Origin of the sequence: Bradyrhizobium sp. YCK136, assembly GCF_044570075.1 — a bacterium.
In the GTDB taxonomy this organism is placed as follows: Bacteria; Pseudomonadota; Alphaproteobacteria; order Rhizobiales; family Xanthobacteraceae; genus Bradyrhizobium; species Bradyrhizobium diazoefficiens.
Map to the genome: position 1 here is coordinate 5,485,453 of NZ_CP172424.1, position 15,933 is coordinate 5,501,385.

General features: G+C 64.9%; 11 protein-coding genes. 4 read left to right on the forward strand and 7 right to left on the reverse strand.

Translation table 11 applies throughout. The annotated features are described in order from the left end of the window. Nucleotides 1–30: 30 nt before the first annotated feature. Nucleotides 31–534 (reverse strand): DUF6163 family protein, encoded by a 504-nt coding sequence (locus tag ACFLEY_RS26830; protein ID WP_060912471.1) that lies wholly within the window; start codon nucleotides 532–534, stop codon nucleotides 31–33. A gap of 123 nt (nucleotides 535–657) precedes the next feature. On the opposite strand from ACFLEY_RS26830, the gene hemB reads away from it, so the two are divergent. The 3 genes from hemB (at nucleotide 658) to ACFLEY_RS26845 (ending at nucleotide 3,469) form a co-directional block, all read left to right on the forward strand. Continuing rightward, nucleotides 658–1,719: a porphobilinogen synthase gene (gene hemB / locus ACFLEY_RS26835; RefSeq protein WP_028171629.1), complete on the forward strand. Its 1,062-nt coding sequence runs from the start codon at nucleotides 658–660 to the stop codon at nucleotides 1,717–1,719. A gap of 296 nt (nucleotides 1,720–2,015) precedes the next feature. Beyond that, nucleotides 2,016–2,573, forward strand: coding sequence for an RDD family protein (locus tag ACFLEY_RS26840; protein WP_060912472.1), 558 nt, complete (start codon nucleotides 2,016–2,018; stop codon nucleotides 2,571–2,573). Between the two features lie 119 nt (nucleotides 2,574–2,692). Further along, the gene (locus ACFLEY_RS26845) at nucleotides 2,693–3,469 is read left to right on the forward strand and encodes an arginyltransferase (protein WP_011087800.1); all 777 of its coding nucleotides are present in this window, start codon (nucleotides 2,693–2,695) and stop codon (nucleotides 3,467–3,469) included. 20 nt (nucleotides 3,470–3,489) lie between these two features. Here the strand turns inward: ACFLEY_RS26845 and ACFLEY_RS26850 are convergent, their stop codons facing one another. The 5 genes from ACFLEY_RS26850 to ACFLEY_RS26870 all read right to left on the reverse strand — a co-directional run bounded on the left by ACFLEY_RS26850 (nucleotide 3,490) and on the right by ACFLEY_RS26870 (nucleotide 13,044). Then, a complete protein-coding gene (locus tag ACFLEY_RS26850) occupies nucleotides 3,490–4,929 on the reverse strand; it encodes a Dyp-type peroxidase domain-containing protein (RefSeq protein ID WP_249162969.1) in 1,440 nt (479 codons plus the stop codon). Next, nucleotides 4,926–6,737 carry a hypothetical protein gene (locus tag ACFLEY_RS26855; RefSeq protein ID WP_060912474.1) on the reverse strand — a complete coding sequence of 604 codons (1,812 nt, stop codon included), beginning with the start codon at nucleotides 6,735–6,737 and terminating at the stop codon, nucleotides 4,926–4,928. The genes ACFLEY_RS26850 and ACFLEY_RS26855 overlap by 4 nt, the downstream gene beginning before the upstream one ends. A 19-nt stretch (nucleotides 6,738–6,756) precedes the next feature. After that, complete coding sequence (locus ACFLEY_RS26860; RefSeq protein WP_211433677.1) at nucleotides 6,757–8,043, reverse strand: hypothetical protein; 1,287 nt, start codon at nucleotides 8,041–8,043, stop codon at nucleotides 6,757–6,759. After that, complete coding sequence (locus ACFLEY_RS26865; RefSeq protein ID WP_249162970.1) at nucleotides 8,040–11,063, reverse strand: adenylate/guanylate cyclase domain-containing protein; 3,024 nt, start codon at nucleotides 11,061–11,063, stop codon at nucleotides 8,040–8,042. Before ACFLEY_RS26865 ends, ACFLEY_RS26860 begins: the two co-directional genes overlap by 4 nt. A gap of 628 nt (nucleotides 11,064–11,691) precedes the next feature. Next, the gene (locus ACFLEY_RS26870; RefSeq protein ID WP_060912476.1) at nucleotides 11,692–13,044 is read right to left on the reverse strand and encodes an Nramp family divalent metal transporter; all 1,353 of its coding nucleotides are present in this window, start codon (nucleotides 13,042–13,044) and stop codon (nucleotides 11,692–11,694) included. Between the two features lie 170 nt (nucleotides 13,045–13,214). On the opposite strand from ACFLEY_RS26870, the gene ACFLEY_RS26875 reads away from it, so the two are divergent. Next, nucleotides 13,215–14,459, forward strand: coding sequence for an MFS transporter (locus ACFLEY_RS26875; protein ID WP_060912477.1), 1,245 nt, complete (start codon nucleotides 13,215–13,217; stop codon nucleotides 14,457–14,459). 84 nt (nucleotides 14,460–14,543) lie between these two features. On the opposite strand, the gene ACFLEY_RS26880 is transcribed toward ACFLEY_RS26875, so the two are convergent. Next, nucleotides 14,544–15,830, reverse strand: a complete 1,287-nt coding sequence (locus tag ACFLEY_RS26880; protein ID WP_396604250.1) for an adenylate/guanylate cyclase domain-containing protein — start codon at nucleotides 15,828–15,830, stop codon at nucleotides 14,544–14,546. Nucleotides 15,831–15,933 lie beyond the last annotated feature (103 nt).

Sequence of the window (15,933 nt, forward strand, 5' to 3'; positions counted from 1 at the left end):
TACCCATCCTACAAGAGTCCTGCATCCGCCCTACGGCGGCCGTTCGCGCGCGGCCATCCAGGCGAGCGCCAGATAAGCGGCGAGCATGAAGACCTCGACGCCGACCACGACCAGGCTGCCGCCGTAGATTCCCGGGAACATCAGCTCGATCACCGCCATCGACACCACGGTCGTCAGCCACACCACCGCGCCCCAGGGCGTTGCGAGCCACAGCCCGACGGCGGCGACGAGCTCGATCACGGCGAAGTAGACGGTCGCGGCCTGCCAGGCCATCGACTGGTTCTCGAACGCCTCGTCCTCGCCGCCGACGAAGCCGGTCACCTGCGCCCAATGATAGAGGCCCTTGAGGATCGAGAGCACCGCCATCACCCGCAGGAACAGCACGAGCCGGCGCGTCCAGACATTGTCGTCGGACTCCGGGCGCTCCGACGAGATCGCCGCCACCGACATTGCATTGTCTCTGGCATTGTCTCTGGCGGCGTCCCTGGCGTTGGCGCTGTCGCGGGCCGCATCGCGGGTGGAGATCTCGGACATGGCTCCCTTCTGGCTGTTTCGCCCCGCAAAATCAATCGGCTGCCATCCCTTGCGGCAGGTCAAGCCGCGGTGACGGGAACCATGCGAGCTGGTATAAGAATAATTCCAGCCGGAGGAAGAGTGATGGCGATCAAATACGGGCGTCCGATCGAATTGCGCGAGGTTTCGCGCCGGGATGGCGCAGCAGCCTCCCCTGCCCTCGATCTGGCCATCCGTCCGCGCCGCAACCGCAAGGCCGAGTGGGCCCGGCGGATGGTGCGCGAGAACGTGCTCACCACCGACGATCTGATCTGGCCGCTGTTCCTGATCGACGGCAACAACAAGCGCGAGCAGATCGCCTCGATGCCGGGCGTCGAGCGCCTCAGCGTCGACCAGGCCGTGCGCGAGGCCGAGCGCGCCATGAAGCTCACGATCCCCTGCATCGCGCTGTTTCCCTACACCGACCCGTCCCTGCGCGACGAGGAAGGCTCGGAGGCCTGCAACCCGAACAATCTGGTCTGCCAGGCCGTACGCGCGATCAAGAAGGAATTTCCGGAGATCGGCGTCCTCTGCGACGTCGCGCTCGATCCCTTCACCAGCCACGGCCATGACGGCCTGATCGCGGACGGCGCGATCCTGAACGACGAGACGGTCGCCGTGCTGGTGCGCCAGGCCCTGGTGCAGGCCGAAGCCGGCTGCGACATCATCGCGCCGTCCGACATGATGGACGGCCGCGTCGCCGCGATCCGCGAGGGACTGGACCAGGCAGGGCTCATCGACGTGCAGATCATGGCCTATGCGGCCAAATACGCCTCCGCCTTCTACGGCCCGTTCCGGGACGCCATCGGCTCGGCCAAGACGCTGACCGGCGACAAGCGCACCTACCAGATGGACAGCGCCAACACCGACGAGGCGCTGCGCGAGGTCGAGCTCGACATCTCCGAGGGCGCCGACATGGTGATGGTGAAGCCCGGCATGCCCTATCTCGACGTGGTCCGCCGCGTGAAGGACACCTTTGCGATGCCGACCTTCGCCTACCAGGTGTCCGGTGAGTACGCGATGATCGCGGCGGCCGCGGGCAACGGCTGGCTCGACGGCGACCGCGCGATGATGGAGAGCCTGCTCGCGTTCAAGCGCGCCGGCGCGGATGGCGTGCTGAGCTACTTTGCCCCGAAGGCGGCGGAGAAGCTGCGGGCGCAGGGGTAAGGTCATTGTCGTCCTGGCAAAAGCCAGGACCCATACCGCGTGATCCATCGATGGCGGGCGGTATTCGTACCAGCGAAGGAATCAAACTTCTGGTCTTCGCCAAACTCTTCCTGGGGTAATGGGTCCTGGCTTTCGCCAGGACGACGCTTGGGTTCGCGGTTGCAGCCCGTCCCTCCTCCCGCCCCCTCGCCCCCGAATCGCCGGAATATTTCGGCTTGTTAATCCCGACGCCCTTGGCACGCGGACGGCCTGTTCCCATGTCCTGCCACGGAAGTTTCCCATCTGGAGGATGGACCATGTCGTATTCGGACTCGGGCAATTCGGGACCCCAGGCAGGCGCCTGGCGCAATGACGGCGGGGTGCAACCGCACGCTTACGATCCATATCTGCACCCGGAACTGTTCCGCGGCGTCGCGACGCGGCGGGTGTTCGCCTTCCTGATCGACATGGTCGTGATCTCGGTGCCGGTCATCCTCGGCTACCTCTTCATCGCCTTGTTCGGCGTGGTCACGCTCGGCATCGGCTGGGCGCTGTTCTGGCTGGCCTGGCCGGCCTCCGTGATCTGGGCCATCGTCTATTACGGCGCCTGCATCGGCGGTCCGTCGTCGGCGACGATCGGCATGCGGGTGATGGACCTGGAGCTGCGCACCTGGTACGGCGCTCCTGGCTATTTCGTGCTCGGCGCCACCCATGCCGTCCTGTTCTGGGTGACGGTTTCGTTCCTGTCGCCGTTCGTGGTCCTGGTCGGCCTGTTCAACGGCCGCCGGCGCCTTTTGCATGACTTCGTGCTCGGAACGGTCGTGATCAACAACTCGGTCCGCGCACCCCTGCCGCAGGGCGCCAGAACCTACTGATCAAGAACCTATCAACCAGGACCGACTAAGCTGACTGATCTGACCTGCCGAGCAGACCAATTGACCGAGGGCTTCCGTAGCGCGATGCTGACACCCGTTTTGGAGGCCCACGGCGTCCCTTGACCCAGCACTCGCGCGACACCCCCCAATTTTACCTTACGGCGCCTTCTCCCTGCCCGTATCTGCCGGGCCGGCATGAGCGCAAGGTGTTCACGCACCTCGTGGGTGACCGCGCGGGCGACCTCAACGACCTCCTGACCCATGGCGGCTTCCGCCGCAGCCAGTCGATCGCCTATCGGCCCGCCTGCGACCAGTGCCGCGCCTGCGTGTCGGTCCGGGTCATCGCCAACGAGTTCCGCCCGTCCCGCAACTTCCGCAAGGTGATAGCGCGTAACGCCGACATCATCGGCGAGCAGCGCAGTGCGGTCCCGACCTCCGAGCAATATTCGGTATTCCGTGCCTATCTCGACGCTCGACACCGCCACGGCGGCATGGCCGACATGACCGTGCTCGACTACGCCATGATGGTCGAGGACAGCCATGTCGAGACCCGCATCATCGAGTACCGCAAGCGCGGCCCCGACAGCGGTATCACCGGCCGCGGCGAGGAGCTGATCGCGGTTGCGCTCACCGACGTGCTCAGCGACGGCCTATCGATGGTCTATTCCTTCTTCGAGCCGAGCCAGGTCAGCCGCTCGATGGGCACCTTCATGATCCTCGACCACATCGCCCGCGCCCGCCGGCAAGGGCTGCCTTACGTCTATCTCGGCTACTGGATCGAGGGCTCGAAGAAGATGGACTACAAGGCCCGCTTCCTGCCGCAGCAGCGCCTCGCCCCGTCGGGCTGGCTGCGCATCGACGCGCAAGGGGATGCGGCGTCAGAGCCGCAGGACTAAGCCCTCCGCCGTCTTCCCTCTCAGGAGGCCGCTTCAACCTGACGCGACGGGGCAGGCTTTGCACCGGCGCGACCTCCGGCGATGAACTGAAGCGCCGCGATCCCCGGCAAGAAGTAGTAACCGCCTCCGAGCGCCTGCGTGAACGAGGCCAGCGTCACTTCGCTGCCGCTCGGCAATCCCGGAATGGTGAACGTCTTCGGGACAGGCGACGAACCCACGACAGGATCGTCCTGGCCTTCAAGAGTCCCGAACCGGGGGTTTTGCACCCAGCGCTGGTGGATGAACTCGAACTGGCGCTCGATATCGGCATTGCACGCGATAAAGAACAAGCCATCGCACGACGTGCCGCTTTCGGTCGTCTCACGATAGGGCCGTCCACGGCGGAGCAACCTGTGCAGCTTGGATGATTTGATGCTCGATGGCACATCGATGCCAAGGGAATCGCGCGGATTGGACCGGCGGACATGAGCTCCCTGGGGGCAAACGAAGCCGTTTGCGTCCTGGACTCGATAGCGGAAGGCGTCCGCCGCCGAATCCGACCCCAGAGGTCCCTGCCATCCGAGCGGCATGCCGTCCATCCGACGCCCCATCATTTTTTCGCAGATGTGCTGGCCATTAGCCGTCTTGAACTGCTCGAACGCATCGACATCCTGCGCGATCTGCCGCACGGCCAGGTAGCTTCCGTTCAGCGTGAAGCGGGCACTGGACTGCGGCCACTCCTTCACGTTGGGACAGTAGGTGAGTTCGTCATATTCGTTGCGATAGCCAAGAATGAATTCTCCGGGCTCGACGACACGATCCTCATAGAGGTCCCCGGCATCGCGCTTGGCCTGCTTCAGCGCGGCACCCCCCTCTTCCCTGAGGCCGCGGATCACGGGTTGAGCGAGGCCGTCGCGGAACCCGAACGGCTCGCGCAGTTTGCCATCTTCCTCTTTCTTGAACGAGCAAGGATTGTTTTCAACGGTCCTGACGATGAACGCATCCGGATCGGGATCCTCCATTCGCGATTTCTTGTCGAGCACCCACCATTGCGCAACGAGGATGTGAACGGTTTGGCGGCCGTCGGGGTCTTCAACATCCGACCAGCGCCATTGATCACGCCCAGCGTCCCTCAACAGCTCTTTGCGCAATGCGCTTCCCATGCCACTGCTGAAAGCAGTCGGAAACGGATGCGTTTCCGCCTCGGTACAGCCGAGCTTCTTCAGCCCTGAAAAACTGAAGGCGACCGCCACGGCCTCGCTGATCGACTCTTCCGGTTTCTTCCTGCCCGTCCCGACACGCTTGGCGCTGACGACCAAACCGCTGTCGACGAGTTTCGCGAGCCAGGCCCGGGCCTGATCCACGCGGCCTTCGCGGATCGTGAGCAACCAGAAGCGGCTGCTCTTGAGCCAGCCGAAGCCGCTCTTCAGCATGCCCTGGATGTCGTCGCTTTGCTCGGAGAGAAGCGGTGCGTGCTTCATGTCTCGATCGCCCTCATGATCAGGTCGTCGTTCTTCTCGTTGCGCTCGCCGAACAGGGCGTCGCGCAGTCCGGTCGCAAGATTGATCTGCTCGATCGTCCTGTTGCACGCGTCGAAATGGTAGATGTGCGGGAGCATGCTGTCGCGCGCGTAGGATTTGAATTTCAGCTCGCACTTCACACCACGGAAGATGACAAAGCGCGTCGGCGGGAAGCTGCGCGGCGCGGCAATGCCAGGCTGACCGTCCACCGCCGGCGCGCGTGGACTGAGCTCCGTCCAGCGCCAGGCCAGCGTGGTTCCGGTAGAAGCACCGTTGATGAAATCGTCGAGATAGCCGCCGAAATTGCCGTCATAGTTCGAGCAGAACAGAAAGCGGCGACCGTTGTCGATGATGTGCCAGTGACCGAAATGGATGCCCGGCGCATTTCCGAGCCACCCTTGCGTGAAAAACACCCGTCCGGCGAATGTCACGATACGCAGGGCCGTCCGGATGCACCACGCGCTCCACCCGTTCGGACGACGCACATCCGTAAGGCTGAACATGTGCTGGGTCTTGCGGACCAGCTCCGCCTCGCATCTCTCGACCGACGGGTGGATCTGCTGGGCGCGCGGAACGTCGTCTTCGAGCGGATGGAAGAACTGCTCGCTCAGCTTCGTGAAGCGGCGATTGAGCCAATAGAACAGCGCACCGATGCAAAGCACCACAGCGATCACCACGACGGCGATCCCGATGATCTCCAATCCGGTCAGCTTTGGTATCTTTGGTTCGACGATACGCGCCATATAGTCCGGAGCGAGCGCATAGGCCAGCGGCGCGAAAGTGTAGGCTATGGCGCACGCGGCTATGGCCAGCAGCAGCGGCACGCCGATGACCCAGCCACCGACATAGGTCGACAGCGATGAGAACGTATCGGTCGGTCGGTCGAGCTCTTGCTGAACGCTGTTCAACCAGCGCCTCCATGACACGAATTGCGCAGGCAGCGGGACCAGGAACAGCCACACGAGAAATGCAATCACCGCGAACGCCAGCAAACCGTGTCCACTTATCGCCAGCAGACATTTGCTCGTCTTGCTGACGGCGTCCTCCACGGCCTGCACGATGGGACCCGGTTCGCCGAAGAACCAATTGTAGGCGCGCGGAAGTGCCGAGATGAGCCAGAGCGCGACAAACCACAGGACGATCGCCGCTACCGGATAGGCGAGCTTCGCGCCGATGCCGGCCCCCTTCCCGCGCCAGTAGGAACGCGGTGCAGGCGTGGCCGCCCACTCGAAGCGTGGGTCTGCGTATGCCCATCGCGCCAGCGCCAGCGCGAACGCGGTGCGATCATTGCCGTATTTGGATTTCAGCGTCCGCGCCTCGGCTCGCGTGCGCTCGAGCAGGTCCTGCTCCATCTTGATCTGCCGGACCGACCGGTCGCGGGCGCCGACGAAGGCGCCATCGGCGATGCTGTGCCACTGCATCAGCTTGTCCAGCAATTGCTGCTCGTGCTGCGCCGTGGGGACCGCAACGCCGGGAGCGACCATGGCGCCGAACAGCGACCACATCGCGCCGCCGGGATGGTGGATGAGGCGATACAGCAGGTCGTACGGGCGCAGGCCCTCCTCGACCGCAAGCTCGAGCATCAGCGAGGGCCTTTGCTCCGCGGCATCGGCCACCGCCGGCAGGAGCCCGATCGAAGCGAAGTGAACCACCGCGACATCGCGCAAGAGGCTGTCCAGCGCATCCTCGAGTGACTGCGGGAGACCGCCTCCGCCGGGCCAGCCGGGCGCAACGATGCAGATCATCTGCTGCCGGACAATCTCGAGCATGGCTGTCTTCTCCGCGTGCTCAGGTGATACGCATGCGCATGCACAACATCAGCGGTCCGTCATACGCAATGGCCTTGCCTTCACCGCGCGCCAGTTGCAGCCGGGGCAAGGTGAGCAAGCCGATCAGCGCGCTGGTCAGGATATCCACCGCGTAGTCCCGGGCGGGACATTGGCGGTAGCCATAGCCGAACATGAGATGCCGCAAGGCATCTTCGCTGCCCCAATCGCGGTTCGGGCAGAAGCGACCGCTTTGGGGCACCGCGCTGGGATCGAACAGGGCAGCGATCGACAACAGCGAGACCTTGCCGCCGCCCGGACATCCAGCGTTGCTTCGCGCGCCCGTCTCCATTTCCGTATCCCGCGGCACGTCGCGCGCCAGCAGCGGAAAAATCGGCCGGAAGCGCATGAGCTCGAGCACATGGTTGCGCACGGCCTTGCGAAAATCGGGGTCGGTCCAGACGCGGGACTCGCCGAGAGCCCTGGCCCGCGATCGCAGCTGTTCATGGACCTTCTGGCGTCCCAGCAGCTCTTGCATGACAAGGGCTCCCGATTGGACGGTGACCGGATGCGAGATCCAGGCAAGGCCTACCGCGTTTCGTTCAATGTCCTCGGAGGAGCTTTTGACGCCCCACGCAGCGCCGATAGGGCCGGTGACGCGATCGATGCGCGCCTGTAGCGCATCCCCACACGATTCCGCCCGCCGCCGGAGGTCGAGTGTCGCCAGGTTGCCGGCCAGCAGCTGCCCCGCGACGTATCGGATCTCAAGCATGTACTGTCGTTGCAAGCCTTCATCGACATCGCCTTGCGCAGCGTTGGTCGCCGACCCCGCAACCACGGCGCCTGTCGCATCTCCAAACAGGGGTCTCATGGCGTGGAATACGACCCACATCAGGTAATCATCGATCAGATCGAATTCGGCCGCTCCGGGCTTGCTCAGGTCCTTGATCCGGCGCTGTGCCTCGGCATCGGAATCGGCTGGAACGTCCAGAGCCGCCAACCGCGCATGGACGAGATCCCGATCGGCCGAATAGGTCGGGCCGGGATCCATCCCGATGAGATAGTCTCCGGAGACCATGTTGGCCGCATGCGCCGTGTTGGAAAAGCTGCGCGTGCGCGTCAGCACGTCCTTGACGGCACTGGCGCGCGCCACCATGCCGAACAAGCCCCCCACCGAGGGCCAGCGCCGCAGCAGTGCGCCGAGCGCACGCAAGACGGTGATGTGGCGGTTGAGCCAGCAAAAGACACCATAGGAGAGACTGCGTGCTCCCGGCTGCAAGGCGTCGGGTTCATAAGTGGAGAGTTTCATGCTGCATGCCCATCCTTCCGCCAATCCGCGAGGGCCGCTGCGGCCCGCCTTTGATAGTGGGGCATGCCCAGGCGTTCCGCCGCCAGGGCGACTCGCTTGAAATGCGCTTCGGCCCCGGCCTGATCGCCGGCGTGCCGCAACGTTTCAGCGAGCTCGTACAGAGCTTCGGTCTGGTGCCCGTATTCTTCAGCGGCCTGCTCGACCGCCTTGCGTCCGACCGCGATCGCATCGTCCAGCCGTCGGAGCTTGCGATAGGCGACACCGAGGCTCACACGCATGAACGTCCGGCCGTAGGGGCCGGCCGCTTCGTAGATGCGATCGGCGAACCCTCTCTCCAGCATGGGCACCGCTTCGGCAGCCTTGCCGTTGCGTGCAAGCGCGCTGCCGAGAACGCCCATGCAAACGGAAAGCATGGTCGGCACGTTGTGCGTCAGGCATTGCTGCAGGTCCACGCGCATCATGCGTTCCGCCCGGTCGAGCTCGTCGTTCTCGATCCACATCTGCGATTGGACGGTATCGACCAGCAGACGGGAGTATGGGTGATCGATGTTCGACAGGATCTCGTAGGCCTTGGCGCAGAAGGCGCTGCCGGCTTCGCTGTCCCCGAGGCGCCAGAGCGTGCTGGCGTGAAACGCATACAGGTTGATGATGGGAATGGCGGCCCATCCGGGCTGAACGTAATGCGCCGACAGTTCCGGGCCGTATTCGGACAGCAGGACGTTGCCTTCGATGGCCGCTTCCGCGTATCGCCCGAGGGCATGCAGATGCAGCAGGCGCGTCTGATGCGCCGCCATCGTCATGTGGCGACGCTGTGCAAGGCGGGCCGCTTCCAGGCCCTGCGAGGCGTAGCGCAAGCCTTGCTCGAAACGACCGCGCATCCACAGAAACACCGCTGTCTCGGTCGAAACCGCCGCCCGTGCGCGCTGATCGTTCAGTTGCACGGCAATGGCTTCAGCCCTTTCCATGTTGCTGAAGATGTCGTCGATCTGCCCAAGGGCCATCATTGCCCCGATGGCTTCCAGACGAAGCGCAAGCTCCAGGGCTTGCGCAGTCGGGGCGCCGTCGACACGCCGTGCAGCCTGGATCCCCTTCTCGAACAATTGGAGGGCCTCCTGATTGGCCGAATGCGAGATGGCTCGTGCCATCGACTTGATGGCGAACTTCGCCGCCTGCTCCCATTCCTCGCCTTTGAAGGAATGATGCGCCAACACCGGCGCGGCATCGGCATCCGCGGCTCCCGGCTGCGCGTGGAGCGCCAGGAAGGCCTGTCGATGCAGCGCCTTGAGCCTGCTGCGCGTAAGCACCCCGAGCACGACGTCGCGCACCAGCGCGTGGCGGAACGCGAACGCCTGCGGCTCGAGCGATAGGCTCGTCTGCTCCGGACACGACAGGAGGCCGGACGCGACGCAAAGGGCGAGCAATTCTTCGGCACGCGCGATGTCCACCGCCTGCATCGTGGCGATCAGGTCGCGCGTGATGGGATCGCCAAGAACGGCCGCAGCCTCGAGCGCAGACTTGGCGGCCTCGGGCAGCCTGTCGGTCCGCGCGCCGATGACCGCGGCGATCGAGCCCGGCACGCGCAGCTCTCCGAGAGGCCTCTGGAGGCGGTACGCTCCCGGCGTTCCCTCGAGCGATCCGTCATCGATGAGGGTGATGACCAGTTGCTCGAGGAAGAAGGGATTACCGTCGGCGCGGGCGACCAACTCGTTCATGACGCCGAGCACGGATGGATCGTCCCCCAGCAGGGCACGCGCGAGCCTGAGCATCTGGCCGTCGTGTAGCGGCTCGATCATGCGCTCTACGAACCACGGCGCCTGCCGCCACTGGTGCTCGAAATCGGGCCGATAGCTGACGCAGACCAGAACCGGCAACTCCTGAAGCTTCGGAAGCAAGGCCTCGAACAACCTCCGGCTCTCGCGATCGGCCAGGAAAACGTCCTCGAGCACCAGCACGAACGGGCCAGACCGCGCGCGCCTGCGCACCAGCCACAGCAGTGCTTCGCCAATGCGGCGCCGTCGTTGTACCGGGTTCAGCGCCAGCCAGGCCTGATCGGGCGCCGCCAGCCCCAACAGGTCGCTGGCCGCCGCGAGATGTTCGGCGCCCTCGGCTGGCCATCCCTCGATCAAGGCCTGCCTGGCGGACTGCCGTACGTCCGTCACGTTCATTTGCACCAGCCCAACCAGGCTCGCGATCAGGTCCGCGGCGGCGCTGTAGGCGCGCGTGCTCGCATAGCCTCTCGCCTGCGAAACGCAGACGTCCATGCCCTCGCTTGCGAGGGCGGCCGTCCAGTCGGCAACCAAGCGGGACTTTCCGATCCCGGCATCGCCGCACAGCCCGATCGTTCGCATTCCACCCTTTCGAACGACCTCAAGGTCCCCTGCCAGGATCCGTAAGGAATCTTCGCGTCCGACCAGAGGCGCCCAGCGTTGCTTGCGCGTCAGCGGCGCCGCTGCCGAACTTTCGGTCTCGACCACGACCTCGTGGAGTTCGATCGGCTCGTCCAATCCCCGTATTTGCCGGGTCCCTACCGACCGCGTCTCGATCTGCTGGGCGACAAGCCGCTGCGTCGCGGCACTGACCAGAATGCCGCCGGGCGGTGCCATCTTTTCGAGCCGGGACGCAAGGTGAATCGTCTTGCCATCTGCTCCGTAGTGCGACCAATCGTATTGTCCGACAACCCCGACCAGCACCTCTCCCGAATTGATGCCGATGCGCAGCGTCGGACTTGCAACGCCTTGCACGTCATGGCCGGGAACGGTTGCTCTCTGCATCTTGAGGGCGGCAAGGCACGCACGTAAGGCGTGATCCTCCTGCGCCAGGGGCGCACCGAACAAGGCGACGAGCCCATCGCCGAGCAACTGGCTGACCGTGCCGCCATAGGTCTCGACCGCCTCGGCCAGTTGGTTCAGCGCCTTGCCGAGGTAGTTACGGGCTTCTTCGGGGTCGGAATGCTGCAGCAATGCGGTCGAGTCGCAGACATCGGCGAAAAGCACGCTGACGTGCTTATTCTCGGTCAGCATCTTTGATCGTAACGGCGGATGATCACGCAGCTGGACGACCTGTGCGCCCCGATCCTGGGTACCGGGCTCCACCACGCGACGCTTGAGATCCGCGCCGCATTGCGAGCAGAACCGATCTTCGCGGGCAACACGCGTTGAACACGTGGGACACCTGGTCACGGCAGCCCCCATTCATCAATGAATTTACCAAAACAACCGATGCTTCCTGGCCTGATCATCGTCCCCTCCCGGACGTGAACCCGCGCAGCGAAAAAACAAGCCGTCAATCAAAGCAATGAATCTAACCAACCATTCGCGTGCCGACCGGGCTCGCGCAGAACCGATAGATGTATCCGGAGAAAATGCGGTCGGCGCACTTTATCCGGCGCGGGCCGCCGATCATCCCGCGGGGAGTAAAATCAATCCTGAAACAAACAACATGACACTACGCCCTACAACACTCGTCCTAGTAGCAATTGGTGGGCAGTATACGCGCCCCGCATAAATTGAAAAGTGAGGCAGTTCACAAAATCGAGGTTCAGGCGTGTGCCTATCCGCCCTTTCGTGCTCTTGGGAAAATCAGGCCGCTAGCCCAAAATGCCACCGAGCGCGGCTGTTGTGGCCAGGCGGAGCAAGCGGCCGCCTCGGCTCACCCGAACAGCGTATCCGCCAGCAGCTTCAGATTCAAAACCACGATGACGCCCGCGACGATCCACGCGATCGCCGCGACGTACGGGGAAATCGCGAACTTGCCCATCTTGCGGCGATCGGAGACGAAGCGGACCAGCGGGATGACTGCGAAGGGCAGCTGCATCGACAGCACGACCTGGCTGAATACCAGCAGATCGGCCGTGCCGCGCTCGCCGTAGATCGCCGTGACGATGATCACCGGAATGATCGCGATGCCGCGCGTGAGCAGGCGGCGCGCCCAGCTTGGCAGGCGCAGATCGAGAAAACCCTCCATCACGATCTGGCCGGCAAGTGTCGCGGTCACCGTCGAGTTGAGGCCCGAGGCCAGCAGCGCGATGGCAAACAGCGTCGAGGCGATACCGAGGCCGAGCAGCGGTGACAAGAGCTCGAAAGCCTGGCCGATCTCGGCGACATCGGAATGGCCGCTCTTGTGGAAGGTTGCCGCGGCGACCACGAGGATCGCGGCGTTGATGAACAGCGCCAGCATCAGGGCGATGGTCGAGTCCGTCGTCGCCCATTTGATCGCCTCGCGCCGGCCTGTCTCGTTGCGCTCATAGGCGCGCGTCTGCACGATCGAGGAGTGCAGATAGAGATTATGCGGCATCACGGTGGCACCGATGATACCGATCGCGATGTAGAGCATCTCCGGATTGGTGAAGATCTCGCTCTTCGGCATGAAGCCATGCAGGACCTCCGCGACCGGCGGCGCCGCGGCCACGATCTGGACCGCGAAGCAAACCGCGATCACCGCGAGCAGCGCGATGACGAAGGCTTCCAGGAAACGGAAGCCGCGGTTCATCAATAGCAGCAGCAGGAAGGCATCGAGCGCGGCGATCAGCGCGCCGCCGATCAGGGGGATGCCGAACAGAAGCTTGAGCGCGATCGCCGTGCCGATGACCTCGGCGAGATCGCAGGCGATGATCGCCGCCTCGCAGGCGAGCCAGAGCAGGAAGTTCACCGCCGGCGAATAGGTCGCGCGGCAGGCCTGCGCGAGGTCGCGGTCGGTGACGATGCCGAGCCGCGCCGCCAGCGACTGGAGCAGGATCGCCATCAGGTTGGAGAGCAGGATGACCGAGAGCAGCGTGTAGCCGAACTTCGATCCGCCGGCGAGGTCGGTCGCCCAGTTGCCGGGATCCATGTAGCCGACCGAGACGAGATAGCCCGGACCGACGAAGGCGAGCAGCCGCCGCCACCACACCCCCGCCGTGGGGAGGGCGACGGAGGCGTTCACCTCGGCCAAGCTTTTTGTGGTCGGCACGTCGGTGCGCCAGCCGGCGGCGTCGGTGGTTAAATCGGGCGATCGGGCATCCATGTGGTCAGAATACCGAAGTCGAAGCTTATTGCAACTCATTTGCAACTGCATCTGGCCGCATCGGTTCCCGGCACGGACCTGTTTTGCCCCCGGCCTGTCGGGAAGCGGGTGGGTTTGGCCGGTCTCGGGGGCGGATACTGGCGCCAATCCGACTCTGCAGGAAATGAGCCATGTCAAATCCGCCTCGCCTCCCCGACACCTTCAACCGTCTCGCCTGGTCCAATCTCGCGGCGCAATCGGCCGAGCAGATCGCGCTGGCCGCAGCCCCCATCGTCGCCGTGCTGACGCTCGGGGTCGCTGAAGGCCAGACCGGCCTATTGCAGACGGCGCTGGCACTTCCGTTCGTGCTCTTCGCCATCCCGGCCGGCCTGCTCGCCGACCGCATCTCCCGCCGCGCACTGATGGCGGGCGCCGAGGCGCTGCGGGCCGCAGCCCTCGCGGCGATCGTGCTGCTGCTTGCGCTCGGCGCCCTCAATCTGCCGCTGCTGGCCCTGCTCGGCTTCGCTGCCGTGTGCGGCACCGTCGTCTACAGCGTGGCCGCACCGGCCCTGGTGCCCTCGCTGGTGAGTTCGGACCTGTTGCCAGCCGCCAATGCCCGGATCGAGCTCGCGCGCACCATCGCCTTTGCCAGCGGGCCTGCGCTTGGTGGCGCGCTGGTCGGCTGGTGGGGCGCGAGCCTGGCTTTCGGCTTTGCCGCGGCGCTCTCGGCCATTGCCGTGGTGCTGCTCTCCGGCATCTACGAGCCCGCCCGCACGCCGGCGCCGCGGCGCCATCCGTTCCAGGACATCCGCGAAGGCGCAGCCTTCGTGTTTCACCATCCGCTGCTCAGGCCGGTCTTCATCACCCAGTTCATCTTCAACACCGGCTGGTTCTTGCAGATCGCCGTGTTCGTGCCTTATGCCGTGCGCCATCTCGGGCTGACCGCCGCCGGCGTCGGCACGGTGCTGACGATGTACGGCGTCGGCATGGTGATCGGCGCGCTGTTCGCGACGCGCGTGATGCAGCGCGTCGCCTTCGGCACGGTTGTCGGCCTCGGCCCGGTCACCGGCTTCGTCGCCTCCTTGGTGATGGCGCTGACGGTGCTGGTCCCCTCGCCCTGGCTTGCGGCCTTAAGCTTCTTTCTGCTCGGCGTCGGGCCGATCCTGTGGGTGATCTCGACCACCACCTTGCGCCAGTCCGTGACGCCGCCGCGCCTGCTCGGTCGCGTCTCCGCCATCAACATCATGAGCTACGGCGCCCGCCCGCTCGGCTCGGCGCTGGGGGCAATCGTGGGCGGGCTCTGGAGCGCGGAGGCGTGCCTTTATCTCGCGGCGGCGGTGTTCGGCATGCAGGCGCTCGTGATCCTGCTGTCACCGGCCGCGTCACTCGACCGGCAGCCGGACATGGTGGGGGACGAAGTGGCGGTGAGGTGTTAGCTGCGTCGCGATTGCGGAAAGTGGCGCAGCATCCTCCTCGTCGTCCTGGCTTTCGCCAGGACGACGTAGGCGAGGGAGTGATGCCTAACTCGCCAGATACCGCTCATAGCTCCCCGTCACCGGCTCGCTGGCGTCAACCTCCGGATCGAGCGTGTAGAGGTCCTGCGCGTGGCCGATGCCGCGCAGCGCGTAGCGGCCGGTGGAGACGAGATAGCGGCGGCCGGCGGCATCGAGCCCCTTGTAGAACTCCGCCGACGCCAACAGCTCGCGATCGACCGAGCGGCTCATCGAGGCGATGCGGCTGACCTCGTTCACCGTCGGACCCACCACCGTGAAATCGAGCCGATCCTCGCTGCCGATATTGCCGTAGAAGACCTCGCCTACATGCAGCCCGATATAAGCCGACGTGGTGGGACGGCCGTCCGCCTCCCGCCGCTTGTTCAGCGCTGCGACGTTCTGGCGGAACAGATGCTCGGCGCGGAGCGCAGCACGTCGCGCATGCGCCATGTCCTCGCCGGTGAACATCGCGAGCACACCGTCACCGATCAGCTTCAGCACGTCGCCGCCGGCATCGTGGATCGCATCGATCACGGCCTGCGCATAGTCGTTGAGAAACGGGATGATCTCGTCGGGACCGATGCTCTCGCTGATCCCGGTCGAGCCGCGCAAATCCGAGTACCACAGCACTGCCTTGATGCGCTCGGTGACGCCGCGCGAGATGCGGCCGCCCAGCACCTGTTCGGAGGCGCCGCGGCCGAGATAGACCCGCCCGAGCGTGCGCGCGATATCGACCTGCTGCGCCGACTTGATCGCAAGCCCCAGCACCGGCACGAGATCGCGCAATGCCACAAGCTCCGGCTCGGAGAAGCCGCTGTCGCGGCGCGTGGTCCAGCAGGAGTAAAGGCAATCCATCAGCCCGAGCGCGCCGTTCTCGCCGAAGCGATGCACGAAGGCGAGATAGTGCTTGTGGCCCTTCTCGGCGAGTTCGCCGATCTGCGAGAAATCCAGCGACGGCGCGTCGGCGAGATCGATCACCATCTCGTCGTGGCCGTGCTCGAGCATGTGGAAGAACACCGAGCGGCGCCAGTGCTGGGCCGCATCGCCTTCGGCGGTCGAACCGTATTCGAACGCGTCGCTCTCGTTGCTAGCCCGATCGCTCCAGCGGAAGCCGCGGCCCTCATAGATCGGATGCAGCGTGTCGATGACGACGAGCCCGCGCGAGAGTTCCAGGCCCTCGGCGCGGCAGCGCTCGCAGAACCCGCGGAGCAGTTCGTTTTCGGGCAGGCCCGTGAGCCCCTGGCCGGTCAGCCAGTTCATCAGCGCGAACGAGGGGATTGAGGAATGTCCCTGATAGTGAGTCTGACGAATCATTTCCGGAGGTGGTCGAGGTTCGGGACCCCCACCATCCTTTGTGGGGGCGCTCATATCGAGTGATTAGGAAGATCGGTCAGCGAGGCCGAGGCATTCCCGCTTC

Coding starts and splice junctions, on each gene's coding strand:
- ACFLEY_RS26830 (WP_060912471.1), bottom strand. CDS start 534: ATGTCCGAGATCTCCACCCGCGATGCGGCCCGCGACAGCGCCAACGCC.
- hemB (WP_028171629.1), top strand. CDS start 658: ATGGCGATCAAATACGGGCGTCCGATCGAATTGCGCGAGGTTTCGCGC.
- ACFLEY_RS26840 (WP_060912472.1), top strand. CDS start 2,016: ATGTCGTATTCGGACTCGGGCAATTCGGGACCCCAGGCAGGCGCCTGG.
- ACFLEY_RS26850 (WP_249162969.1), bottom strand. CDS start 4,929: ATGAAGCACGCACCGCTTCTCTCCGAGCAAAGCGACGACATCCAGGGC.
- ACFLEY_RS26855 (WP_060912474.1), bottom strand. CDS start 6,737: ATGCTCGAGATTGTCCGGCAGCAGATGATCTGCATCGTTGCGCCCGGC.
- ACFLEY_RS26860 (WP_211433677.1), bottom strand. CDS start 8,043: ATGAAACTCTCCACTTATGAACCCGACGCCTTGCAGCCGGGAGCACGC.
- ACFLEY_RS26865 (WP_249162970.1), bottom strand. CDS start 11,063: ATGCTGACCGAGAATAAGCACGTCAGCGTGCTTTTCGCCGATGTCTGC.
- ACFLEY_RS26870 (WP_060912476.1), bottom strand. CDS start 13,044: ATGGATGCCCGATCGCCCGATTTAACCACCGACGCCGCCGGCTGGCGC.
- ACFLEY_RS26875 (WP_060912477.1), top strand. CDS start 13,215: ATGTCAAATCCGCCTCGCCTCCCCGACACCTTCAACCGTCTCGCCTGG.
- ACFLEY_RS26880 (WP_396604250.1), bottom strand. CDS start 15,830: ATGATTCGTCAGACTCACTATCAGGGACATTCCTCAATCCCCTCGTTC.